The sequence below is a fragment of the Actinobacillus minor NM305 genome, assembly GCF_000175195.1.
Classification (GTDB): domain Bacteria; phylum Pseudomonadota; class Gammaproteobacteria; order Enterobacterales; family Pasteurellaceae; genus Haemophilus_A; species Haemophilus_A minor.
In genome coordinates, this window is record NZ_ACQL01000068.1 from 1 (window position 1) to 24,792 (window position 24,792).

The following is a 24,792-nucleotide window of genomic DNA, read 5'->3' on the forward strand; positions in this document are numbered from 1 at the left end:
CGGACAAGGACTGTTACACCTGCCCAATGGGACAACCGCTCATTTACAGCACTACTACAAGAGAAGGCTATCATACCTACAAATCCACCCCGGCTTATTGTCAGACTTGCCCCCTTCGTTCGCAGTGTACCCAAAATCAAAAAGCCGAAAGGCTGATAACCCGACATATCTATCAAGCTGCGATGGAGAACGCCAATGCGGTGAGACTGTCGGAGCAAGGAAAAAACTCTACAAACGTCGAGCCGAAACCGTAGAGCGTAGCTTTGCGGACGCCAAGTAACACCACGGACACCACAACGCCCGTTACAGAGGGTTGTTGAAAGTACAGATGCAATGCTTCCTAGCGGCAATGGCACAAAATATCAAGAAGATAGCCCTTGTGCTATGGGCTTTTTTACGCTTTTTATGACTCAGTGTTTATCAATATGCGGTAATGGTAAAAAAATCCACAAAACTGACCGCTTGAGTGGCTATCTAAAGTGAAGTGCAAAAGAAAGAGATAAAACAGCAAAAAAATAACCCCACCTTTGACAGAAGGTCTGTAAAGGTGGGGTTGTCAGTGGTCTGAGCCTGAAAGCAATTTCAGGCTTTTTTGTGTGTTTATAAATAAAAAATAATAATGTTATAAATAAAATAAATTATTGACATTAAAAAATAATCAAGGTAAAAGCATAGTTAAACACATACATCATTTATAGGGATAATTATGCTAATCATTCATTATACTAGTGAGCATTCTTTACTCTGCACTCTTCCTCCACCTGCGGAGTTATCCAAACAACAAGGCCTTTGGGTATTATCTGAATTTGCACAACGTTTGCCCAATGTTCATGAAACCGTAGTCGGTATGAATAATGTTACCCTATTTCACGATTTTCATACCGATACAAAAACACTGATTGAACAAGTAAATCTATTATGGGAACAGGTTCAGCAGCAAAGTACCACCCATCTAGGCAGATTAGTTGAAATTCCTGTCCATTATGGCGGTGAATATGGCGAAGATCTGCATTATGTTGCCGATTATCACAATACAACACCCGAAGAAATTATTCGTCGTCATACCGAACCAACTTACACAGTATTTATGATGGGCTTTCAACCAGGTTTCCCTTATTTAGGCGGTTTGCCGGAAAATTTGCACACTCCACGCCGAGATGTGCCGAGAACCAAAGTCCCGGCAGGAGCTGTCGGTATTGGTGGTAGTCAAACGGGGATTTATCCTTTCACATCTCCCGGTGGTTGGCAGTTGCTTGGTAAGACCTATACGCAACTTTTTGATGTGAACCAAACTCCTCCGGTACTTTTAAAAGCAGGTGATCAGGTTCGTTTTGTGGCGGAGAGTATTAGCCTATGATTTATATTCAACAACTTCAAGCCTTTGCTCACATTCAAGATTTGGGGCGTTTCGGATGGCGTGGCTTTGGTATTGGCCACGCAGGAGCAATGGATAATCTTGCTTTACAAGCGGGTAATTTATTATTAGAAAATGCAAATAATGCGTCAGCAATTGAACTCGCTCTTGGTGGAATGACGATAACTTTTGATTGCAATACACCCTTTTGTTTAACAGGCGCGCTTTGCGAGGCGGAATTAGATGGTCAGCCGATTTTTTCTTACTGGCGTTATACGGCAAAAGCTCGCCAAACCTTAAAAATTAAGCGGATCGTCAAAGGTAACTATGCTTATCTTTGTGTAGCCGGTGGTTTTATCGTACCAGAAGTACTGGGATCTTGTAGTACCGATTTAAAAGCTGGTTTTGGCGGTTATCAAGGGAGATTACTCAAAGTCGGCGATCATTTGGCAACAGGAAAACGAAATACTACTTTAAATGAAATCGGGATAGAGCCAATTGCGTTTACCAACCGCATTTATGCGACCGTTTCATCTGAATATGAACATTTTACAGCAGAAAGCCAATCGCAATTTTGGCAACAAGGTTGGATGCTCCAACAAAACAGTAACCGTATGGGGTATCGTTTCGCCGGTTTGCAAAAATTAAACCTAAAATCACCGCTTGAAATGCTCTCTTATGCCGCACCGGCTGGGACAGTGCAAGTTCCTCCGGACGGACAGCCAATTATTTTAATGGCGGATGCGCAAACAACAGGAGGGTATCCAAAAATCGCTTGTGTAATTCACGCTGATCTTGGCAGATTAGCTCAAACACCTTTCGGACATCCAGTCTATTTCGAGCAAGTCAGTCGTGAGCAAGCGGTTGCACTATACCAACAAGACCAAATGTATTTAGAAAATATCAGGAGAAAAGTTCGTGAAACACGTTGATTTAAATGTTGATCTTGCCGAAGGTTGTGGCAACGATGAAAAATTATTGCAATTAGTCAGCTCTGCTAATGTTGCTTGCGGTTTACACGCTGGGGATTACAACGAAATGCGCAAAGCAATTCAGTGGGCGAAAGCGAATAATGTACGAGTGGGGGCACACCCAAGTTTTCCTGATCGTGAAAATTTTGGGCGTACCAATATGCAGTTAGCTGATGATGAATTAAGAGCTTGCTTACTTTATCAATTAGGTGCAGTAAAAGCCTTATGCGATGCAGAAAATGTTATTTTGGCATATGTGAAACCTCACGGTGCACTCTATAACCAAGCCGCAAAAGATCCTGCATTGGCACGCCTAATTGCTCAAACGATTAAAGCCTTCGATCCGAAATTGGCAGTAATGGGATTGTCGGGTAGCTTAATGCTTAACATTGCTCAAGAAGAAGGTTTGGACATTATCTCAGAAGTCTTTGCCGATCGACACTACTTGGCAGATGGCTCACTTGTTCCACGCTCTCGAGATGATGCTTTGGTTGAAAATGATGAAGAAGCTATTTCACAAGTGTTACAAATGGTATTAGAGGGAACTGTTCCAACCATTGAAGGCGGTAAAGTTACTATTCAAGCCGATAGTATTTGCTTGCATGGCGATGGTACGCATGCCATTGAATTTGCAGAAAAAATTCGAGTTGCGTTGAAAGAAAAGCAGATTGACATTCATGCAAAATAAAACATAAATAAAAAACACAATAGGAGTCTATATGGCAAATAACAACCGTAGTGCCCTTTTAGGTGCAGCATTTTTGATGGCAACTTCAGCCATCGGTCCAGGTTTTTTAACGCAAACAGCAACTTTTACCCAGTCTTTATTAGCCAGTTTTGGCTTTGTGATTTTACTTTCTATCTTACTAGATATCGGTGCACAGCTTAATATTTGGCGTATCGTTGCAGTTTCCGAAAAGAAAGCTCAAGATATTGCTAACGCCGTTTTACCTGGCGCAGGCTATTTCTTAGCCGTTTTAATCGTCATGGGCGGTTTAGCATTTAATATTGGTAACGTGGGCGGCGCTGGTTTAGGGCTAAATATTTTGACGGGTCTATCACCTGAAATGGGTGCAGTTATCAGCGGTGCTATCGCTGTGGGCATTTTCCTATTTAAAGAAGCTGGAAAAGCAATGGACAGATTTGCTCAAGTGATGGGTTTTGTGATGATAGCACTGACTATTTACGTTGCAGTTAAAGCGAGCCCTCCGGTAGGCGAAGCTGTTGTTCGTACTTTTTTACCAGAAAAATTAGATGTGATTGCAATTGTTACTCTCGTAGGCGGTACCGTTGGTGGTTATATTACCTTTGCAGGCGCACACCGTTTGTTAGATGCCGGTATTAAAGGTAAAGAATCACTTAAAGAAGTGAGCAAGAGTTCGGTCTCTGCGATTTTAATTGCTTCTATTATGCGTGTAGTGTTGTTTTTAGCGATACTCGGTGTTGTATCTCAAGGCGTAACCTTGGATCCTAAAAATCCGGCAGCAACGCCATTTTCACATGTTGCAGGTAATTTCGGCTTAATTATTTTTGGCATTGTGATTTGGGCGGCTTCGATTACTTCTGTTATCGGTGCAGCTTATACTTCTGTTTCATTTATTACCAGTTTTTCACCAAAAATTGAGAAGCATAAAAATTGCTGGATTGTTGCCTTTATTGTGATTTCAACTATTGTTCTTGCGACTATTGGTCGTCCTGCGCAAGTACTTGTTTTTGTCGGTGCATTAAATGGCTTAATTTTACCAGTTTCTTTAGGCTTAATTTTACTTGCAGCCCATAAAACAAAGATTGTTGGTAATTATAAACATCCAATTTGGATGACCGCTTCAGGTGCTGTTGTTGTGATTGTTATGGCAATTTTAAGTGCGATGACTTTAGTTAAATATTTTAATAGCTTATTTGTGTAGTTATAAAAAGCGGTAATAAAAACGGTCGAATAATTTTATTTTTCGACCGTTTTATTTAATGTGATTTAGTAATAAGAGTGTTCACCATGTTGATGTTCTGTCACATCTTTTACGCCGGCTAATTCATCAGGGAATTGGAGTAGAAGTTGTTTTTCGATACCTTCTTTTAAGGTTACATCAACCATTGAACAACCATTACAGCCACCACCAAATTGTAGGATTGCAAATTTATCTTCAGTGACTTCAATCAAAGTAACTTTACCGCCATGGCTGGCAAGTTGAGGGTTGATTTGGGTTTGAATAACATAATCTAAGCGTTCAATAAAAGGTGCATCATCTGCAACTTTACGCATTTTGGCATTAGGCGCTTTTAAGGTTAATTGTGCGCCCATTGGATCCGTTACATAATCAATTTCAGCTTCATCAAGAAATGGTAAGCTAATTTCATCAACAAATGCAGAAAAACCATTATATTGGAATTCTGTATCGGTATCTTCAACGGCATTTGGAGGACAATATGACACTCCACATTCAGCATTTGGCGTACCTGGATTAACGACAAAGATGCGAATGTTAGTACCTTCTTCCTGTTGTTCTAATAAACGGCAAAAATGGGTTTGAGCCGTTTCTGAAATAGAAATGTGAGTAGTTTGTTCTTGTTCCATATTCTTTCTCATCTTAACTTAAATAATTGAGTAATTTCATAAAGTATTCTACGCCTTATCCCATTGTGAATCTAGCTCAAATTAAACAATTTAAACAATAAATAAACATAATCATCTTTTGTAGAAAGTGGCTAATTATTTAGAGGTAGAAGTTGCTTTAGCGTTGTTTGATATATTGATAAAGTTCAATTATTCAAGAGATAAAATGTAAAAAATTTGTGTTTTTATAGAAAAATAACCTCGTTTTGGGGTAGAATAAGGCGTTTATTTTACCTCGTGATAACACGGTGTAAAAATCTGATTTGAGAAATTTGGTAACTTTAGGAATAAGTGGGGGAATTCGTTTATTTCTATATTGAAGTTACAGCTCAAGAGAAGGGGTTGCGAGTTTTCGCAACCGTATTTTTAACCCAAGAAGAAGTAGTGCAAATAATATGATTACAATCAAAAAAGGCTTGGATTTACCGATTGCAGGTAAGCCGGCACAAGTAATCCATAACGGCAATACCGTTAATGAAGTTGCGATCCTTGGCGAAGAATATGTAGGTATGCGTCCTTCAATGAAAGTCCGTGAAGGCGATGCTGTTAAAAAAGGTCAGGTTCTTTTTGAAGATAAAAAGAATCCGGGCGTTTTATTTACAGCACCTGCAAGTGGTACTGTGGTTGCGATCAACCGTGGTGAGAAACGTGTTCTTCAGTCTGTGGTGATCAAAGTTGAGGGTGATGAGCAAATTACCTTTACTCGCTATGAAGCTGCGCAATTAAGCGCTTTAACGGCTGAGCAAGTTAAACAAAATTTAGTGGAATCAGGTTTATGGACTGCGTTCCGTACTCGCCCATTCAGTAAAGTACCTGCGTTAGATGCGAATCCATCTTCTATTTTCGTAAATGCAATGGATACTAATCCATTAGCTGCGGATCCAGAAGTGGTTTTAAAAGAATTTGAAGCAGACTTCAAATATGGTTTAACAGTATTAACTCGCCTATTTGAAGGGCAAAAACCAGTTTATTTATGTAAAGATGCGGATAGCAATATCCCTTCAAGCCCTGCAATCGAAGGTGTAACCATTCAATCATTTAATGGTCCTCATCCGGCAGGTTTAGTGGGTACACATATTCACTTTATTGATCCGGTTGGTGCAACAAAACAGGTGTGGCACTTAAATTACCAAGATGTGATTGCAATTGGTAAGTTATTTACCACAGGCGAATTATTCACAGATCGTGTGGTTGCTTTAGCAGGTCCACAAGTGAAAAATCCTCGTTTAGTACATACTCGTTTAGGTGCAAGCCTTTCACAATTAACGGCAAATGAACTAGAAGCGGGTGAAAACCGTGTGATTTCTGGTTCAGTGCTTTGTGGTGCGAAAGCATTTGGCCCAGTTGATTATCTAGGTCGTTATGCATTACAAGTTTCTGTCATTGCTGAAGGTCGTGAAAAAGAGTTTATGGGATGGATTTCTCCACAGGCTAATAAATTCTCAATTACACGTACTGTGTTAGGTCATTTCGGACGTAAATTATTTAACTTTACAACGGCTGAAAATGGCGGTCATCGTGCGATGGTTCCAATTGGTAACTATGAGCGTGTTATGCCATTAGATATCATTCCAACACTATTACTTCGTGATTTAGAAGCGGGTGATACAGATTCAGCACAAGCGTTAGGTTGCTTAGAGCTAGATGAAGAAGATTTAGCATTATGTACTTTCGTTTGTCCGGGTAAAACCGATTATGCTCCACTCTTACGCCAAGCGTTAGATAAGATCGAGAAGGAAGGTTAATAATGGGTTTAAAAAATCTTTTTGAAAAAATGGAACCTGCATTTTTACCAGGTGGTAAATATGCAAAGCTCTATCCATTATTTGAAGCAATGTATACTCTAATGTATACGCCGGGTTCTGTTACACGTAATACAACCCACGTTCGTGATGCATTAGATTCAAAACGTATGATGATTATTGTTTGGTTAGCGTTACTTCCTGCCGTGTTTTACGGTATGTATAACGTTGGTCATCAATCAATCAATGCGATTTTAAGTATGAATACCACAGTTGAAGCATTAGCTGCAAAAGACTGGCATTATGTATTAGTTCAAATGTTAGGTTTAGATGTTTCTGCAACAGCTGGTATTGGCAGCAAAATGGCACTAGGCGCAGTATTCTTCTTACCAATCTACTTAACCGTATTTGCGTTAGGTTCATTGATTGAGATTATTTTTGCGGTTGTGCGTGGTCACGAAGTAAACGAAGGTTTATTCGTAACAACAATTCTTTTTGCGTTAATCGTTCCACCAACATTGCCTTTATGGCAAGCCGCTTTAGGTATTACGTTTGGTTTAGTGGTTGCGAAAGAAGTATTTGGTGGCGTAGGTAAAAACTTTATGAACCCAGCTTTAGCAGGTCGTGCGTTCTTATTCTTCGCATATCCAGCGCAAATTTCAGGGGATTTAGTTTGGACGGCGGCAGATGGCTTCTCTGGCGCAACAGCACTTTCTCAATGGGCAGTGGGTGGTCAAGCAGCACTTAAACATGTGGCAACAGGCGAACCAATTACCTGGATGGATGCTTTCTTAGGTAATATTCCTGGTTCTATGGGCGAAGTTTCAACAGTTGCTTTAGCAATCGGTGCTGTAATCATTGTGTTTGCACGTATTGCTTCATGGCGAATTATTGCTGGCGTAATGCTTGGTATGGCTGGAATGGCAACGTTATTTAACCTCATCGGTTCAGAGACTAACCCATTATTCTCTATGCCTTGGCATTGGCACTTAGTATTAGGTGGTTTTGCAATCGGTATGTTCTTTATGGCAACGGATCCGGTATCTGCGGCATTTACCAATAAAGGTAAATGGTGGTACGGTATTTTAATCGGCGTAATGGCTGTGTTAATCCGTGTTGCAAACCCTGCATACCCAGAAGGTATGATGTTAGCGATTTTATTTGCTAACCTATTTGCTCCGATCTTCGACTACTTAGTGGTTCAAGGTAACATTAAACGTAGAAAAGCGAGAACTGCATAATGGCTAAATTTAATAAAGATAGCGTAGGCGGTACTTTAACCGTCGTTGTGTTGTTGAGCTTAGTCTGTTCTCTTATCGTAGCGGGTGCTGCGGTGTTATTAAAACCAACACAAGAGATCCAAAAACAGCTTGATAAACAGAAAAACATCTTACAAGCGGCTGGTTTAATGCAAAAAAATACCAATGTTCAAGAAACCTATGCAAAATTCATCGAACCTAAAATCGTGGATTTAGCAACGGGTGATTACGTTGAAGGTATTACCAATTTTGATGCAAAATCGGCAGCAAAAGATCCTGCTCAAAACGTGCAAATTGCACAAGCTGATGATAAAGCTGGCATTAAAACTCGTGCAAAATATGCTGAAATCTATCTTGTAAAAGATGAAAGCGGTAAAGTAACTCAAGCTGTATTACCAATGTATGGTAATGGTTTGTGGTCTATTATGTACGGTTTTGTTGCAGTACAGCCTGACGCAAATACTATCAACGGTATTACTTACTATGAACAAGGTGAAACAGCGGGTCTTGGTGGTGAAATCGCAAATCCAAACTGGCAGAAATACTTTGTTGGTAAGAAATTATTTGATGAACAAGGCAATGTTGCTCTAACTGTTGCTAAAGGTGCTTCAGCAAATAAAGATCATGGTGTAGATGGTCTTTCTGGTGCAACTTTAACTTCAAATGGTGTTGATGGTTCATTTAAATATTGGTTCGGTCCACAAGGTTTTGGTCCATTCTTGGCAAAATTTAAAGCAGCAGGAGCTAACTAATGGCTAGTAACAATCTTAAAAAATTATTGTTATCGCCAGTGGTAGATAACAACCCTATTGCATTACAGATCTTAGGTATCTGTTCTGCACTTGCGGTAACTACGCAGTTACAAACTGCAGTCGTAATGGCGATTGCTGTAAGTTTAGTAACAGCGTTCTCAAGTATGTTTATTTCAATGATCCGTAACTATATCCCAAATAGTATTCGTATCATTGTACAAATGGCAATCATTGCATCATTAGTGATCTTAGTTGACCAAGTATTACGTGCTTATGCTTATGATCTTTCTAAACAATTATCGGTATTCGTTGGTTTAATTATTACAAACTGTATCGTAATGGGACGTGCAGAAGCATTTGCAATGAAATCTGCACCATTAGAAAGCTTTGTTGATGGTATCGGTAATGGTTTAGGTTACGGTGTTATTCTTGTTATCGTTGCATTCCTTCGTGAATTAATTGGTTCAGGAAAACTCTTTGGTGTAACCATTTTCCAAACGGTTCAAGATGGTGGTTGGTATCAAGCTAACGGCTTATTCTTATTAGCACCAAGTGCGTTCTTTATTATTGGCTTCTTAATCTGGGGCTTAAGAACGTGGAAACCAGAACAAGTGGAGAAATAAGATGCAAGAATTACTTAGTATTTTTGTGAAATCAGTATTCATTGAGAATATGGCACTTTCTTTCTTCCTTGGTATGTGTACATTCCTTGCGGTGTCTAAGAAAGTCTCAACAGCATTTGGTTTAGGTATTGCAGTAATCGTAGTATTAGGTATTGCTGTGCCTGCAAACCAAATTGTTTACGAAAACGTTTTAAAAGACGGTGCGTTAGTAGAAGGTGTAGATTTAAGTTTCTTAAACTTTATTACGTTCATCGGGGTAATTGCAGCATTAGTTCAAATTCTTGAAATGGTGTTGGATAAATTCTTCCCGGCGTTATATAGCGCATTAGGTATTTTCTTACCATTGATTACAGTAAACTGTGCAATTTTTGGTGCGGTATCGTTCATGGTTCAACGTGAATATACGTTAGGGCAATCTGTTGTTTACGGTATCGGTGCAGGTACAGGCTGGATGTTAGCAATCGTTGCACTTGCTGGTTTAACAGAAAAAATGAAATATTCTGATGTACCGGCAGGTTTACGTGGTTTAGGCATTACCTTTATTACCGTTGGCTTAATGGCATTAGGCTTTATGTCATTCTCAGGTATTCAGTTATAAGGAGTAAATTGTGGATAGTAATTTTATTTTCGGTATTATCGCATTTACTGCCCTTGTGTTAGTACTTGCGGTGATTATCCTTTTTGCTAAATCAAAATTAGTTGATTCAGGCGACATTACGATCTCTATCAATGAAGACCCATCAAAAGCCATTACTTTACCGGCTGGTGGTAAATTACTTGGTGCATTAGCGAGCAAAGGTATTTTCGTTTCATCAGCTTGTGGTGGCGGTGGCTCTTGTGGTCAATGCCTTGTAAAAGTGAAAAGCGGTGGTGGGGAGATTTTACCAACCGAGCTTTCACACATTACGAAGCGTGAAGCAAAAGAAGGTTATCGTCTTGCTTGCCAAGTAAACGTTAAGAGCAATATGGATGTAGAACTTCCAGAAGAAATCTTTGGCGTGAAAAAATGGCAATGTACCGTGATTTCTAACGATAACAAAGCAACTTTCATTAAAGAGCTTAAGTTAGCAATTCCAGAAGGCGAAGAAGTACCATTCCGTGCCGGTGGTTATATCCAAATTGAAGCAGATCCGCATACAGTTAATTATAAAGACTTCGATATTCCTAAAGAATACCATGAAGACTGGGATAAATATAACTTATGGCGTTATGTTTCTAAAGTGGATGAGCATATTATCCGTGCTTACTCAATGGCTTCATATCCGGAAGAGAAAGGCATCATTATGCTTAACGTGCGTATTGCAACGCCTCCACCAAGCAATCCTGATGCGCCTCCGGGTCAAATGTCTTCATACATTTGGTCATTAAAACCAGGTGATAAAGTCACTATTTCTGGTCCATTCGGTGAATTCTTCGCGAAAGAGACTGATAATGAAATGGTATTTATCGGTGGTGGTGCCGGTATGGCGCCAATGCGTTCACATATCTTTGACCAATTAAAACGTTTAAAATCTAAACGTAAAATGTCATTCTGGTATGGTGCTCGTTCTAAACGTGAGATCTTCTACCAAGAAGACTTCGACCAATTAGCTGCAGAAAACGACAACTTCGTATGGCATGTAGCGCTTTCAGATGCATTGCCGGAAGATAATTGGACGGGTTATACAGGCTTTATTCATAATGTTCTTTATGAAAACTACCTGAAAAACCACGAAGCACCGGAAGATTGTGAATACTACATGTGTGGACCTCCAATCATGAATGCTTCTGTGATCAAGATGTTAAAAGATCTTGGTGTAGAAGATGAAAACATCTTATTAGATGATTTCGGTGGTTAATAAGAGATCTCAATAATTGATCGACAAGCGGTTAAATTTGTAAAATGTTTTGCAGATTTGACCGCTTTTACTTTACCTTTCTTAATCCCCTAAATATCAGACTTATGCTATAATTACCAAAGTTCTTCTTTAAGATTTTGGTAAGTAAATGAAAAAACTCCTTTTAATTTTAACAACACTTTTTGCTTTAACCGCATGTAAACCAGAACCTAAACAAATTGCCTTTGAAGGTAAAACAATGGGGACAACTTACCACATCAAATATATTGATGATGGTAGCGTGAAAAATTTACCTAAAGCCGAAGAAGTTCAAGCACAGCTTGATCAACTTCTTAAAACGGTAAATGATGAGATGTCCACTTACCAAAAGGACTCTCAAATTACGCAATTTAATCAATTTCGTGAAGTCAATGTACCATTTAGCATCTCTACGGATTTCGCCAAAGTGGTTGAAGAGGCAATTCGATTAAATAAAGTTACCGAAGGGGCATTAGATGTCACCGTAGGTCCACTAGTGAATTTATGGGGCTTTGGTCCGGATAAACGTTTAAATAAAGTGCCAAGCGCAGAGCAAATTGCAGAACGAGCAGCACGAGTAGGGATTGACAAAATTTCTGTAGATTTTAGCGATAATAATCGCAAAAATGGGAAAGGTTTACTGACTAAAAAAGTGCCAGAGCTTTATCTTGATCTTTCTTCTATTGCAAAAGGCTTTGGCGTAGATAAACTTGCTGAACATCTTGAAAAACTTGGGCTAGCAAATTATCTTGTTGAAATCGGAGGCGAATTACGCGGTAAAGGCAATAATCTACAAGGTCAAGCTTGGAAAATTGCGATAGAGCAACCAACCTTTGCACAAGGTCAAGCTGCTCAAATTACTGTGCCATTACGCAATTTGGGTATGGCAACATCAGGAAATTATCGTAATTATTTTGAAGATGAACAAGGCAATCGCTTATCACATATCATTGATCCGAAAGCATTAGCGCCTGTTCGCCACAATTTAGCCTCAATTACGGTTCTTGCGCCGACAACAATGACCGCTGATGGTTTATCCACAGGGCTTTTTGTGTTAGGGGCTGAAAAAGCACTTGAGGTTGCAGAACGTGAAAAATTACCTGTTTTCTTAATCATCAAAAACGGGGAGGCATTTGAGACACAAATGTCGAGTGAATTTAAGAAACTTATTAACTAATCGTGGAGTAAATATGGAAACGATATTATTAACTTTTGGCTTTTTTATTGCGGTAATTTTTGCTATGTCGATTGGCTTTATTATTAAAGGTAAAACAATCAAAGGCAGTTGCGGTGGTATTACTGCGCTAGGTATGAAAAAAATGTGTGATTGCGAAGAGCCTTGCGATAATCTGAAATCAAAAATAGCAGATGGTACCGCAGATCCTAATGAAGTTGCTCGTTTTGAAAAGAAAGCTGAGCCACAATTCTACGAAGTAAAATAATGTGATATATCAAGCGGTTAAATTTGTAAAAATTTTTGCAAAAATAACCGCTTGTGGTATATCCATATCCTTTTTTAATCATAACGTGCTTCGCCTTTAACGAAGTAAACGGGAGAACTATGTCAAATTCTAATCTATTACAATCATCTACCTATAATTCACATTTCCCCCCTTTAACGGAAGAACAGCGTGCTGAAAATGCTAAGAAAAAGGTCATTATCGGTATGTCCGGTGGGGTGGATTCCTCGGTTTCGGCTTTTATTCTTCAGCAGCAAGGCTACCAAGTTGAAGGCTTGTTTATGAAAAACTGGGAAGAAGATGATGATACCGATTATTGTACTGCGGCGGCTGATTTAGCTGATGCTCAAGCTGTTGCAGATAAACTCGGTATGAAGTTACATAAAATCAATTTTGCCGCAGAGTATTGGGATAATGTTTTTGAACACTTTTTAAGTGAATATAAAGCTGGACGTACCCCAAACCCGGATATTTTGTGTAATAAAGAAATTAAATTTAAAGCATTTTTAGAATATGCAGCAGAAGATCTTGGCGCAGATTATATTGCAACAGGACACTATGTCCGCCGTTCGGGCGATGATGAGAATGCGCAACTTTTACGTGGTTTAGATACAAATAAAGATCAAAGTTACTTCCTTTACGCATTAAGTAAAAAGCAAGTGGGACAAAGCCTTTTCCCTGTTGGTGAAATTGAGAAGCCAATTGTGCGCAAAATTGCAGAAGATCTCGGGCTTGCCACAGCGAAAAAGAAAGATTCAACCGGTATTTGCTTTATTGGGGAGCGTAAATTTAAAGACTTTTTGGCCCGTTTTCTTCCTGCTCAACCAGGCGAGATTAGAACGGTTGATGGCAAAGTTGTTGGTCGCCACGATGGTTTAATGTATCACACTCTTGGGCAACGTAAAGGACTTGGCATTGGTGGTGTGAAAGGGTTAAGTGAAGAGCCATTTTATGTGGTAGAAAAAGACCTTATCAATAATGTGTTAGTAGTTGCTCAGGGACACGATAATTCTGCCTTGCTTTCCACGGGGCTTATTGCCAGCCAGTTAAATTGGGTTGATTTACAGCCAATTCGTGAAAACTTACGTTGTACGGTAAAAACACGTTATCGCCAAGAGGATATTCCGTGCGAAATTCAACCGATTGATGATAATACAATCCGAGTAATGTTTGACGAACCACAAATCGCGGTAACACCGGGGCAATCTGCCGTATTTTATTTAGACGAGGTTTGCTTAGGCGGTGGAATTATTGAAGAACAATTAAAGTAAGTGGTTGCTTGAAATGTTAGATATTGTTTTATATGAACCTGAAATCCCACAAAATAGTGGGAATATTATTCGTCTTTGTGCTAACTGTGGCTTTCGCTTACATATGATTGAGCCTTTAGGCTTCACGTGGGACGATAAAAAATTGAAACGCTCCGGATTGGATTATCACGAGTTTGTCGATATTCAAAAATACAAAAACTTTGATGATTTTTTAGCTCGTGCGAAACCTAAGCGTTTGTTTGCGCTTACGACCAAAGGCGAGCCTAACCATAGCGATGTACATTATGAATTGGGCGACTTTTTAATGTTTGGGCCTGAAAGCCGTGGGATTCCAAAAGCGATTTTAGATACTTTACCTATGTCGCAAAAAATCCGTATCCCAATGTGTAAAGATAGTCGTAGTATGAATTTATCTAATTCGGTAGCTGTCGTTGTTTACGAAGCGTGGCGACAATTTGGCTATGTTAATGCAGTGCCGAGACAACCTATTTAATTAAATTTTTTAGGTAAAATATTTATGAGTAGAGAATTACAAACGAGAAAAAGCATTTTAGGTAATATTATTTTTGCCAGTCGTTGGTTGCAACTGCCAATTTATTTAGGCTTGATCATCGTGCAAGGTATTTACGCCTATAAATTTACGAAATCGCTTTATAGCCTCATCATGAACCTAAATGAGATGGATTCAGACACCATTATGTTGGCTGTACTGAATTTAATTGATGTGGTTATGATTGCAAATCTGTTGGTTATGGTAATTGTGGGGGGCTATGAAACCTTTGTCTCCAAGCTTAATGTTGATGAACATCCGGATCAACCGGAATGGCTAGATCACGTAAATTCGACTATTTTGAAAGTAAAACTTTCAATGGCAATTATCAGTATTTCGTCTATTCATTTATTACAAACATTTATCAATGCAAGCAAATTGGCAGAGAAAGTTATTATGTGGGAAGTGATAATCCATATTGCCTTTATCATTTCTGCAATTGCGATGGCGCATATTGATCGTTTGCTTAATAGTGCGCATAAACATTAAACCTATTGCAACAATTCAACATCTTTTGCAAAAAGTGATTAGAATTAGCCCGCTTGTATTTTAATTTTAAAGTGAAGGAAACAGATTATGACTAAACATTATGACTACGTTGCGATTGGCGGTGGTTCTGGCGGTATTGCCTCTATTAACCGTGCAGCGAGCTATGGAAAGAAATGTGCCATTATTGAAGCAAAACATCTAGGTGGCACTTGTGTAAATGTGGGCTGTGTGCCTAAAAAAGTCATGTTTTATGGTGCGCAAGTGGCAGAAGCGATTAACCACTATGCGCCCGATTATGGCTTTGATGTGAGCGTCAATCAGTTTGATTATGCTAAATTAGTTGAAAGCCGTGAAGCTTACATTAGCCGAATTCACACCTCTTACAATAATGTGTTGGCAAAAAATAATGTGGATGTGCTAAATGGTTTCGCTAAATTCAAAGATGCAAAAACGATTGAAGTAAGCTATGCCGATGGTTCATCAGAATTAGTTACTGCAGATCATATTTTGATCGCAACAGGTGGTCGCCCAAGTATTCTAAACGTAAAAGGGGCAGAATATGGGATTGATTCAAATGGCGTATTTGCTTTAACATCGCTACCAAAAAGTGTTGCAATTGTCGGAGCAGGTTATATCGCAGTGGAATTAGCTGGCGTATTAAGAAGTTTTGGTGTGGAAACGCACTTATTTGTTCGCCAACATGCGCCATTACGTAGTCAAGATCCGCTGATTGTAGATACGTTATTAGAAGTATTTGAGCAAGACGGTATTCAATTACATACAAAGGCGATTCCTCAAGAAGTGGTTAAAAACAGCGATGGATCTTTAACTCTAAAATTAGAAGATGGTCGTGAAACTCACACAGAAATGCTGATTTGGGCTATTGGCCGTGAGCCGGCAACGGATGTGATCAATTTAGAGGTAACGGGCGTTGCAACAAATGAACGTGGCTTTATCAAGGTTGATAAATTCCAAAATACCAACGTGGAAGGCATTTATGCGGTAGGCGACATTATTGAAGGTGGGATTGAATTGACACCGGTTGCAGTTGCTGCTGGTCGCCGTTTATCTGAGCGCTTGTTCAATAACAAACCGAATGAACATTTAGATTATAACCTTGTTCCAACGGTTGTATTTAGCCACCCACCTATCGGCACAGTTGGTTTAACCGAACCACAAGCTATTGCACAATACGGGGAAGAAAATGTGAAGGTTTACAAATCCTCTTTCACACCAATGTATAGCGCAGTTACCCAACATCGCCAGCCTTGCCGTATGAAGTTAGTCTGTGCAGGTAAAGATGAAAAAATTGTCGGTTTACACGGCATTGGTTTTGGTGTGGATGAGATGATTCAAGGTTTTGCGGTTGCTATTAAAATGGGCGCAACTAAAGCAGATTTTGATAATACCGTTGCAATTCACCCGACAGGTTCCGAAGAATTTGTTACAATGCGATAATATATAACAAGGAAAACCTATATAGATTATAGGTTTTCCTTGAATTCTTCATATAATTTGGGAAAGAATTCTCTCTTAATTTTTTATTCTTTTTATAAGGCTTTGAGCATGAATAAAGTATTAGCTTTTTTAAGTTTCATTTTTTTTGTTTCATCTTGCGATCAATCCATTGAATCTCGTCTGAGTAAACAAAAAGGAAAAAGCAATGAATCAGGGAGCAAAGTAGAAAATATTGAGAGTAAAGCACCTGATTTAAAAAGTGATAAAGTCTCAGAAAGCGAGAATAAAGACAGTAAGTTAGCAGAGTCTACTGAAAAGCTCGCTAATAAGGTCACTCAACCAGAGAGTGAGAAAGCTCAACCTCAAAATATAAACATTGAAGCATCAGAAAAAAAAGATGCTACTTCACCGAAAAAGATTGATACCGTTTCATCAGAACAAGCAAAAGAGCATTTACCAGAAATTAAAGAAAGCTCTTCTTTACTTACTCAGGCTTCAGTAAGTAAAACATCCAAAGATATTTCTAAACCAGTGAAAAAAAATAAACAGCCTAAAGTAGTGAAAAATGTCACATCTAAGCCATCCTTATCTAAGGAAAATAAAGAAGATAAAAAGGTAGTGAAAACCTATACAGTAACAACTCCTAAGAAAAAATTACAAGAAAGTAAAGCGAGCAACTCTGCTAAATTAGAAATTGTTAAAGAGGAAAAAGCGGTTGCTAAGCTTCCTCCTGCTAAAGTTGAGCGTAAAGCTAATGAAAGTGACGGTACTTATGAGAATGGTAAACTTGTGAGTAACTTTACAATAGAGGAACTGCGTTTAGGCTCGCCAAGACCTCTTTCTAAAGAAGAAATTAAATATTTCAAAAGATTATGCCGTTATGCTTTGATGTCAGAGCAAGAAATTATTGAAAACGGCTGCCAAACTAAAAATGTTACTTTCTCCCGTTAATTTTAAATAGCACAAAGTCATTTGTGCTATTTTTTTATGAAGAACTTGACAAAAGCGCCTTGTACTAGTTTAATAGTACAAAATCATAAGCCAAAAGGATAATAAAAAATGGCAGTGCAAATTCAACAAACCTCAATGCCTTATTTTGCGGACACCACTTCCCTTTATCACACATTATGCGGCAATCGTCCGCATACGTTATTGCTTGATTCAGCAGAAATTCAAAGCAAAAACAGCCTAAAAAGCCTGCTCTTTGCCCAATCTGCGTTGCATATTTCTTGCGTAGGGCAAACGGTTTATTTTGAGCCGCTAACCCCAAACGGAAAAGCAGTTATTCCACAAATTAAAACGGTATTAGAAAATTTAGCACCTGCGCCAATTTGCGAAATTTGCTCTGAATCTAACCGCTTGCAAGCGGATTTTCCGTCTATTCCTCTTCATTTAGATGAAGACAGCAAGCTCAAAACAACAACTATTTTTGATGCATTACGTGTTGTGAGCCAATTATTTAAAGAGGCTGAATTTCCTATCTATTTAGGCGGTTTATTTAGCTATGATTTGGTGGCAAATTTTATTCCGATGGAAGGCATTTCTCTCAATGATGATGGTTTAAGTTGCCCCGATTATAGTTTTTATTTGGCGGAGCAATTAGTTTTCATCGATCATCAAACTGAACAAGCAACCCTGCACACCTTCTGTTTTGATCCAAATGAACACGCGCATTTGCAACAACAAGCGGTCGAATTTGCTGAAAAATTAGCGAATGTTGCGCCTTTTGCTACCGTATCTGAAAAAGTTGAGGCTGAAGTTCAAGTAAATTTAGATGATGAGGCATTTAAGCAGATCGTTTGTGATCTCAAGCATCACATCAACATCGGCGATGTCTTCCAAATCGTTCCTTCTCGCCGTTTTAGTTTGCCTTGCCCGAATACGCTTGCGGCATATCGCCAGCTGAAAATCAATAACCCAAGCCCTTATATGTTCTATATGCAAGGTAAAAATTTTACGCTGTTTGGTGCTTCGCCTGAAAGTGCGTTGAAATACGCAGAGCATAACCGCCAGCTTGAGATTTACCCTATTGCCGGCTCTCGTCCTCGTGGCTTTGATGAAAACGGCAATATTGATTTAGAGCTGGATTCTCGCTTAGAGTTAGAACTGCGTTTAGATCAAAAAGAGTTGGCGGAGCATTTAATGTTGGTAGATTTAGCCCGCAATGATGTGGCACGAGTAAGTCAATCTGGCACTCGCAAAGTGGTGGATTTAATGCAAATCGATCGCTATTCGCAGATTATGCACTTAGTTTCTCGGGTGGTGGGGACGCTTCGAACCGACTTAGACGCACTGCACGCTTATCAAGCCTGTATGAATATGGGAACGCTCACCGGTGCACCAAAAATCAAAGCAATGCAATTGATTTATCAAGTTGAGAAACAAAAACGGCATAGTTACGGTGGGGCAGTAGGTTATCTCACTTCCGAAGGCAATTTAGATACCTGTATCGTGATTCGCTCCGCTTTCGTGCAAAATGGCACAGCATATGTTCAAGCCGGCTGTGGCGAGGTGTTGGACTCCGATCCGCAATTAGAGGCAGATGAAACCCGTCATAAAGCAAGAGCGGTATTAAAAGCAATTCAACAAGTTAATCAAGGTTAGGCAAGGAGTAAAAAATGGCAAATATACTTTTCGTGGACAATTTCGATTCCTTCACTTACAACCTTGTCGATCAGTTTAGAGAATTAGGTCATCAAGTAACCATTTTCCGCAACGATTACCCATTGCAAGATTTCTTAGCCAAAGTGCAAAATACCGAAGATTGCTTAGTTGCACTTTCTCCCGGACCGGGTAATCCGGCAGAGGCTGGCAACCTATTAGCCATTATCCAACAGCTAAAAGGAAAAGTACCAATGATCGGCATTTGCCTAGGGCACCAAGCGATTATCGAAGCATTAGGGGGCGAAGTTGTGCATACTGGCACAGTTTTGCACGGCAAAGTGTCTAAAATCGAACACGATAATCAAGCAATGTTTGCGGGGCTAAATAACCCAATGCCGGTAGCTCGCTATCATTCGTTAATGGGCGATAAACTCCCTGAAGAATTGGATGTGAATGCGTGGTTTGGGCATATTGTAATGGCTATCCGCCATAAAACATTGCCGATTTGCGGCTTCCAATTTCACCCTGAATCCATTCTGACGGTGGAAGGCACAAAATTACTAAAACAAGCGATTGAATGGCTTATCAAACAAAAATAATCTTTTGCGATCAATCGAATAATAAGGAAGAAAATATGCAAACTGAACAACTTTTGGAAAAACTCTTCAATAAACAACCGCTTACACAACAAGAGGCACAATTTTTCTTTACTGAAATTATGCAAGGCAAGCTAACTAATGAACAGCTTGCAGGGGCGTTAATCGCCTTAAAAATCAGAGGGGAAACAATAGAAGAAATTTCAGGTGCTGTTTCTGCGGCGCTTGAAAATGCCCAGACATTCCCAACACCGGATTATGCTTTTGCTGATATTGTAGGAACGGGGGGCGATGGGCATCATACCATCAACATTTCAACGGCAAGTGCCATTGTAGCGGCAGCAATGGGCTATAAAATCGCTAAGCACGGTAGCCGTAGCGTATCAAGCAAAACGGGCGCAAGTGATGTATTGTCCGAATTAGGTATTAACATTATGGTCTCACCTAATATCGCTCGCCAAGCCCTTGATGAAATAGGTGTTTGCTTCCTCTTTGCGCCACTTTATCACAGTGGATTTAAATATGCTGTACCGGTTCGACAAGCATTGAAAACACGCACGCTTTTTAATATTCTCGGTCCATTGGTTAATCCGGCTAGAGCAAGACGCCAATTATTAGGTGTTTATTCGCCGGAAGTCCTTGAAATTTATGCCCAAACGGTAAAAGCGTTAAATCACGAGCATACTATAGTGGTTTATGGCGCTGGGCTTGATGAAGTGGCGGTGCATGGCGAAACGCAAGTGGCAGAAATTGAAAATGGACAAATTCGCTACTACACGCTTACCCCAGAAGATTTTGGTGTAGAACGACACAGCCTAGAAAGTTTACGAGGCGGAGAACCTGCAGAAAATGCCGCAAAAATCACCGCTTTATTACAAGGAAAAGGCGAAACGGCGCACATTGATGCCGTTGCCGTTAATGTTGCAATGTTGATGAAAACCTTTGGCGAAAGCGATTTAAAGGCCAATGTAGCAAAAGTAAAAGCTGTTTTAGCTAGCGGTAAAGCATTTGAAACCTTGCAAAAATTAGCAAAATACCAGTAAGATACACGCCCGAGATAATCTTCGGGCGTTTTATTTTATTTGCTAATGAGAGGCCATCTGTGAAAAAAAGCATCTACGACACTCCTATCTTTTTTGAACGCTATCAACAACTTCGCCAAAATCCTATCAGTATGAATGAAGTGGTGGAAAAGCCAACAATGTTTTCCATGTTGCCCGATCTCAAAGGCAAAAAAGTCTTAGATTTAGGCTGTGGTACGGGGGGACATTTAGCGCATTATTTACAGCTTGGCGCAAAGCGTGTCGTAGGACTGGATTTGTCTGAATTGATGTTAAAAAAAGCCACAGACGATCTCTCTTTACAGTGGAAAAAAGGGCAAGATTTTGATTTTCACTGCTTGCCAATGGAGGCGTTAGAGCAGATCGAAGAAGCCGAATTTGATGTGATTACCAGTTCGTTTGCATTTCACTACATAGAAGATTTTTCAGCATTACTTGCAAAAATTTCGGAAAAATTGACCGCCTGTGGTACGCTTATTTTTTCCCAAGAACATCCAATCGTTACTTGTTATCGCCAAGGCTATCGCTGGGAGAAAAACGAACAAAAACAACAAGTTGCATATCGCTTAAATTATTATAGGGAAGAGGGCGAACGAGATCGGAGCTGGTTTCAACAAGGTTTTAAAACCTATCATCGAACAATGGCAACGATTTTTAATCAGCTCATTCAAGCAGGATTTGACATTACTCAGGTAGAAGAACCGATGCTGGTAGCTCAACCTGAATGGCATAACGAATTCAAAGATTTGCAACACCGCCCACCATTGCTTTTTATTAAAGCGGTCAAAAAATAAGAAAAAAACGGACGCCAGCGTGGCGTCCCTACGTTCCTATTAAATCATTCCCATCCCAATCACCGCCACATAACAAGCGATTTCACATTCCTTACCCATTTTAAATTCAAACCGATCCGATCACTGTATCTAATCTTGATCTTTATTTTGTTGAGAATTATTATCGTTTATTAGATGTTGAAGAAAGGAGATAGTTAATTGATGAAAAAGAATGTAATTATAATATCAGGCATTGTATATAGCCTTACTCAATATATTTTTGTAAATATATAATCGTATGATTTATGCTAATACAAAATTGCGGTTCATCTGAGTAAAATAGGAGTGTGTATGAATAGATTTCCTTATGTTATCGGCACTATTATTGGAATAATTATATACTATATATTTAATTATATTATGGGGTATAAATTAAAAGGAGTTATAGGGTTTGTTATTTTTGTGAGTTTAACAACTTTAGGTTGTGTTTATTTTCCAAAATTGATAAAGAAAATGGAATAGAGACATTATTGCCAATTAGCAAATTGATATATTTAAAAAAAATCACTCCACTCGTAACCCAATCGCAGACATATAACAAGCGATTTTACATTCCCCACAACCGTTGCATTTTTCTGTGTCGATGTCTAATTGCGCAGAAATCGCCTTTTGGGGGCAGGCTTGTTGGCAGCTTTGGCAGGGTTGTCCTTTTTTTTGAACGCAGTGAGCCACAATTTCGGGGCGGAGGTGGGTATCGGCTTTAAAGGCGAGGTTGAGAACGTCTTTGGGGCAGGCTTTGGCGCATAGCCCACAAAAATCACAGGCGAGATAATCAATCTCTAAAGTGGCTAAGCCGTCTTGTAAGCTAATCAGCCCATTTGGGCAAGCGGAAACACATTCCGCACAGCCGTTACAGACTGCGGTAAAAAGATGTTCAGAGCAGGCAAAGGGCGGTCGGGTTGCCGTCCGTTTTTGCTCTGTGGAAAGGGTTTTCTGCGTGCCGCCCAACACGCCGCGAAATAAGCCACGGCGAGAAATGTGTTGGTGTGATAAATAAGCCTGATAATAGCGTTCGTCTTTCATCATTAAAAATAGAGTTGCACTTTAGGAACGGTTAAAGCCAGCTCGGTTTTCCAGCGTTGCAAGGTTTGTTGTGCCATCAAACTTAAGCCTTGATAGAACGGATAGTCTGCTTGTTCTGCTAAAAGTTGTAAATAACGCTCCGACCATGTGAGCAAATGTTGAGTGAAAAATTCCTTAAGTAATTCAGGCTTATTCTCCGCCAAATAAGCGGCAAGCATCAACATTAAGCCAAAATGATCTTCAGGCTCATTTTCTGTTGAGCTAAAGGCAATTTGGTGCATTTTTAAGAAGGTACGCAATTCCACCAGTGAGTTGCCAAAAATCACCGCCTCAGGATCCAAATAAACCGAGCCCCAAGCAGGCGCAGGTAAACTGTTTGGACCAATGAAAAGGTATTGGTACGCCTCGTCCAGATCTTGTTGTAAGCCTTTTGCAATCAGTGTTTTAATTTCATCCGCTTGTGTTAAATCTTGCCATTCTTCAATCCAATTAGGCTGGCGGAAAAAGTTTAAAATCGGCTTAACCGCTTGAGCTTGTGGATCGTAATAAAATGCAGCACCTAATAAACGTCCAAAGGTTGAAATTTCTTGTAATAATGTTTGCTCCATAAAATATCCTAATAACAGATAAACCCTGCGCGAAATTTATTTCATTTAACATCTCCCCCTCCGTTTACGGAGGGGGGATAGGGGGGAGGGAAATTATTTCATCTTCTCTCATTATATCCTTTTCCCCCTCCCTCAGCCTTCGGCAGCTCCCTCCGTAAACGGAGGGAGCGAAGGGCTTTAAGCTAAATAATACTGAATTTTTCGTCCGTTGGTTACCCAGCAACCGCCATTCCCACGGTCATATGCAAGCCATAGAAAAGTAAGCGTCCGATCATCTCTGCGAATAAAACAGCTAAAGCGGCAAGGCTTAATAAGCCCGTTTTTGGCAATTTGCAAAGTGCAATGGCGGCTAAGGCTAACAGGGTAAAGCGTAGCGCTTGCAGATTTGCAAAATCAGGCACTAAATCCACCGCTTGTTGTACCGAGCTGTGAATATGGCTAAGCCCGAATGCTTGGTAAATCACCACAACCACGGCAAAGAATAAGCAGGCTAAGTAGATATAAGGCACAAAGCATAAGCGGTATTCTTTATGCGGATTAGTGTTTAACAACGCATAGCCTAATGCCGCCCCCCCGATAATCACGGTTAAATAGAACTGCCACGAAGTTAAAGCGCTGTTCCACGTTGGTACGGTGTTGATATGATAAACGTTGTTCATCATATACATAAACACCAAGCCCAAAAGCGCGGTCAAAATTAACCAAATTTTTGCAAGCGCCTCAGGCATTTTGCCTAAAATGCTCAGTAACCAATATACACCGGCAAAGGTAAAAAACACTGCACCGCTGGCGATTTCGTTACTTAACATTGAAGAGCCGACACGATTGAGGGAGTTAAATGCTCTAAACGGCGAACCTAAGTGCAAAATCGAGCAGAAAAAGCCGATGCCAAGTAGTGCGAGTAACAAAAACATCGCTTTATGTAAGTATTGCTTACTTTGCGCTGTATTAGGTTGGCACAGCACCCAGCTAAACAGCAACCAAGCCCCCACGACCGATTGGGCTAAAACGGTAAAAATAATGAGTGGTAATTCGTGTAATCCGTTCATTTTACACCTCTCTCGGGTTAGCTAAAAAGCCCGTTGTATCGCCACTTGGACGGCAATGTTTATTCGGTTTAATCACTAAATTTGGCTGGGTAATTTCCGCTGGCGGTAATGGGGCAATAGATGCCTGATTGCCGTATTTTTCACGCAATTCATCAATCGGTGCAAAATCCAACGCACGCAATGGACAAGCCTCTACACAAATTGGTTTATGACCTTCTTTTATGCGAGAGTAGCAACCATCGCATTTGGTCATATGTCCTTTTTTAGCATCATATTGTGGCGCATCATACGGACATGCCATATGGCAATAACGGCAACCGATACAAATTTCTTCGTTCACAATCACAAAGCCGTCTTCGTTTTTGTGCATTGCCCCAGTCGGACAAACTTTGGTACAAGCCGGGTCGCTACAATGGTTACAAGAAATCGACAAATAATAAGCAAATACATCTTGGTTCCAACAACCGTCAGCTTGTTGAACCCAATCGCCGCCGGCATATTCATAAATACGGCGGAAGTTTACATCAGTGCCTAAATCTTTATAGTCTTTACAAGCTAATTCGCAAGTTTTACAACCGGTACAACGTTCGGCATCAAAATAAAATCCATATTGTTTCATCAT

26 protein-coding genes and 1 pseudogene are annotated in these 24,792 nt (G+C 39.8%); 22 read left to right on the plus strand and 5 right to left on the minus strand.

Going from position 1 to position 24,792, the window contains the following annotated elements; all coding sequences use genetic code 11:
* From AM305_RS11955 to AM305_RS02785, 5 genes and pseudogenes are all read left to right on the plus strand, one after another.
* Window positions 1-409 (plus strand): annotated as a pseudogene (locus AM305_RS11955) (transposase); the annotation flags it as partial.
* Window positions 410-706: 297 nt separating this feature from the next.
* The gene (gene pxpB, locus AM305_RS02770; protein WP_005822984.1) at window positions 707-1,357 is read left to right on the plus strand and encodes a 5-oxoprolinase subunit PxpB; all 651 of its coding nucleotides are present in this window, start codon (window positions 707-709) and stop codon (window positions 1,355-1,357) included.
* The gene (locus AM305_RS02775) at window positions 1,354-2,286 is read left to right on the plus strand and encodes a 5-oxoprolinase subunit C family protein (RefSeq protein ID WP_005822986.1); all 933 of its coding nucleotides are present in this window, start codon (window positions 1,354-1,356) and stop codon (window positions 2,284-2,286) included. Before pxpB ends, AM305_RS02775 begins: the two co-directional genes overlap by 4 nt.
* Complete coding sequence (pxpA, locus tag AM305_RS02780) at window positions 2,273-3,013, plus strand: 5-oxoprolinase subunit PxpA (protein ID WP_005822988.1); 741 nt, start codon at window positions 2,273-2,275, stop codon at window positions 3,011-3,013. The genes AM305_RS02775 and pxpA overlap by 14 nt, the downstream gene beginning before the upstream one ends.
* Window positions 3,014-3,044: 31 nt before the next feature.
* Window positions 3,045-4,232 carry an NRAMP family divalent metal transporter gene (locus tag AM305_RS02785; protein WP_005822989.1) on the plus strand — a complete coding sequence of 396 codons (1,188 nt, stop codon included), beginning with the start codon at window positions 3,045-3,047 and terminating at the stop codon, window positions 4,230-4,232.
* A 65-nt stretch (window positions 4,233-4,297) separates the two neighbouring features.
* Here AM305_RS02785 and nfuA read toward each other — a convergent pair whose 3' ends face one another.
* On the minus strand, window positions 4,298-4,897 hold the full coding sequence (gene nfuA, locus AM305_RS02790; RefSeq protein ID WP_005822990.1) for a Fe-S biogenesis protein NfuA: 600 nt from the start codon (window positions 4,895-4,897) through the stop codon (window positions 4,298-4,300).
* 434 nt (window positions 4,898-5,331) lie between these two features.
* Between nfuA and AM305_RS02795 the strand changes: the two genes are divergently transcribed.
* The 17 genes from AM305_RS02795 (at window position 5,332) to AM305_RS02875 (ending at window position 21,451) form a co-directional block, all read left to right on the plus strand.
* Window positions 5,332-6,681: a Na(+)-translocating NADH-quinone reductase subunit A gene (locus AM305_RS02795; RefSeq protein WP_005822991.1), complete on the plus strand. Its 1,350-nt coding sequence runs from the start codon at window positions 5,332-5,334 to the stop codon at window positions 6,679-6,681.
* A gap of 2 nt (window positions 6,682-6,683) precedes the next feature.
* Window positions 6,684-7,919 carry an NADH:ubiquinone reductase (Na(+)-transporting) subunit B gene (locus AM305_RS02800; RefSeq protein WP_005822992.1) on the plus strand — a complete coding sequence of 412 codons (1,236 nt, stop codon included), beginning with the start codon at window positions 6,684-6,686 and terminating at the stop codon, window positions 7,917-7,919.
* Complete coding sequence (locus AM305_RS02805) at window positions 7,919-8,689, plus strand: Na(+)-translocating NADH-quinone reductase subunit C (RefSeq protein ID WP_005822993.1); 771 nt, start codon at window positions 7,919-7,921, stop codon at window positions 8,687-8,689. The genes AM305_RS02800 and AM305_RS02805 overlap by 1 nt, the downstream gene beginning before the upstream one ends.
* Complete coding sequence (locus AM305_RS02810; protein WP_005822994.1) at window positions 8,689-9,312, plus strand: NADH:ubiquinone reductase (Na(+)-transporting) subunit D; 624 nt, start codon at window positions 8,689-8,691, stop codon at window positions 9,310-9,312. The genes AM305_RS02805 and AM305_RS02810 overlap by 1 nt, the downstream gene beginning before the upstream one ends.
* A gap of 1 nt (window position 9,313) precedes the next feature.
* Window positions 9,314-9,910 carry an NADH:ubiquinone reductase (Na(+)-transporting) subunit E gene (gene nqrE / locus AM305_RS02815; protein WP_005818628.1) on the plus strand — a complete coding sequence of 199 codons (597 nt, stop codon included), beginning with the start codon at window positions 9,314-9,316 and terminating at the stop codon, window positions 9,908-9,910.
* A 10-nt stretch (window positions 9,911-9,920) separates the two neighbouring features.
* On the plus strand, window positions 9,921-11,150 hold the full coding sequence (gene nqrF / locus AM305_RS02820; RefSeq protein ID WP_005822996.1) for an NADH:ubiquinone reductase (Na(+)-transporting) subunit F: 1,230 nt from the start codon (window positions 9,921-9,923) through the stop codon (window positions 11,148-11,150).
* A 148-nt stretch (window positions 11,151-11,298) separates the two neighbouring features.
* A complete protein-coding gene (locus AM305_RS02825; RefSeq protein WP_005822998.1) occupies window positions 11,299-12,345 on the plus strand; it encodes an FAD:protein FMN transferase in 1,047 nt (348 codons plus the stop codon).
* Window positions 12,346-12,358: 13 nt separating this feature from the next.
* Window positions 12,359-12,610, plus strand: coding sequence for a (Na+)-NQR maturation NqrM (nqrM, locus tag AM305_RS02830; protein WP_005818632.1), 252 nt, complete (start codon window positions 12,359-12,361; stop codon window positions 12,608-12,610).
* A gap of 119 nt (window positions 12,611-12,729) precedes the next feature.
* Window positions 12,730-13,899 (plus strand): tRNA 2-thiouridine(34) synthase MnmA, encoded by a 1,170-nt coding sequence (gene mnmA / locus AM305_RS02835; RefSeq protein ID WP_005822999.1) that lies wholly within the window; start codon window positions 12,730-12,732, stop codon window positions 13,897-13,899.
* A gap of 13 nt (window positions 13,900-13,912) precedes the next feature.
* A complete protein-coding gene (gene trmL, locus AM305_RS02840; RefSeq protein WP_005823000.1) occupies window positions 13,913-14,392 on the plus strand; it encodes a tRNA (uridine(34)/cytosine(34)/5-carboxymethylaminomethyluridine(34)-2'-O)-methyltransferase TrmL in 480 nt (159 codons plus the stop codon).
* 24 nt (window positions 14,393-14,416) lie between these two features.
* Complete coding sequence (locus tag AM305_RS02845; protein ID WP_005823001.1) at window positions 14,417-14,938, plus strand: TIGR00645 family protein; 522 nt, start codon at window positions 14,417-14,419, stop codon at window positions 14,936-14,938.
* 87 nt (window positions 14,939-15,025) lie between these two features.
* Window positions 15,026-16,396: a glutathione-disulfide reductase gene (gene gorA, locus AM305_RS02850; protein WP_005823002.1), complete on the plus strand. Its 1,371-nt coding sequence runs from the start codon at window positions 15,026-15,028 to the stop codon at window positions 16,394-16,396.
* Between the two features lie 108 nt (window positions 16,397-16,504).
* Window positions 16,505-17,347, plus strand: coding sequence for a hypothetical protein (locus AM305_RS11790; RefSeq protein ID WP_005823004.1), 843 nt, complete (start codon window positions 16,505-16,507; stop codon window positions 17,345-17,347).
* A gap of 108 nt (window positions 17,348-17,455) precedes the next feature.
* The gene (locus AM305_RS02860) at window positions 17,456-19,000 is read left to right on the plus strand and encodes an anthranilate synthase component 1 (protein WP_005823005.1); all 1,545 of its coding nucleotides are present in this window, start codon (window positions 17,456-17,458) and stop codon (window positions 18,998-19,000) included.
* 14 nt (window positions 19,001-19,014) lie between these two features.
* A complete protein-coding gene (locus tag AM305_RS02865) occupies window positions 19,015-19,599 on the plus strand; it encodes an aminodeoxychorismate/anthranilate synthase component II (protein ID WP_005823006.1) in 585 nt (194 codons plus the stop codon).
* 35 nt (window positions 19,600-19,634) lie between these two features.
* Window positions 19,635-20,639 carry an anthranilate phosphoribosyltransferase gene (gene trpD, locus AM305_RS02870; RefSeq protein WP_005823007.1) on the plus strand — a complete coding sequence of 335 codons (1,005 nt, stop codon included), beginning with the start codon at window positions 19,635-19,637 and terminating at the stop codon, window positions 20,637-20,639.
* Window positions 20,640-20,698: 59 nt separating this feature from the next.
* Window positions 20,699-21,451, plus strand: coding sequence for a class I SAM-dependent methyltransferase (locus AM305_RS02875; RefSeq protein WP_005823009.1), 753 nt, complete (start codon window positions 20,699-20,701; stop codon window positions 21,449-21,451).
* Between the two features lie 543 nt (window positions 21,452-21,994).
* Here AM305_RS02875 and napF read toward each other — a convergent pair.
* From napF to AM305_RS02895, 4 genes are all read right to left on the minus strand, one after another.
* Window positions 21,995-22,513, minus strand: a complete 519-nt coding sequence (napF, locus tag AM305_RS02880; protein WP_035293813.1) for a ferredoxin-type protein NapF — start codon at window positions 22,511-22,513, stop codon at window positions 21,995-21,997.
* A 2-nt stretch (window positions 22,514-22,515) separates the two neighbouring features.
* On the minus strand, window positions 22,516-23,121 hold the full coding sequence (gene dmsD / locus AM305_RS02885; protein WP_005823014.1) for a Tat proofreading chaperone DmsD: 606 nt from the start codon (window positions 23,119-23,121) through the stop codon (window positions 22,516-22,518).
* A 212-nt stretch (window positions 23,122-23,333) separates the two neighbouring features.
* Window positions 23,334-24,170 carry a DmsC/YnfH family molybdoenzyme membrane anchor subunit gene (locus AM305_RS02890; protein WP_005823015.1) on the minus strand — a complete coding sequence of 279 codons (837 nt, stop codon included), beginning with the start codon at window positions 24,168-24,170 and terminating at the stop codon, window positions 23,334-23,336.
* A gap of 1 nt (window position 24,171) precedes the next feature.
* Window positions 24,172-24,789, minus strand: coding sequence for a DMSO/selenate family reductase complex B subunit (locus AM305_RS02895; RefSeq protein ID WP_005823017.1), 618 nt, complete (start codon window positions 24,787-24,789; stop codon window positions 24,172-24,174).
* Window positions 24,790-24,792 lie beyond the last annotated feature (3 nt).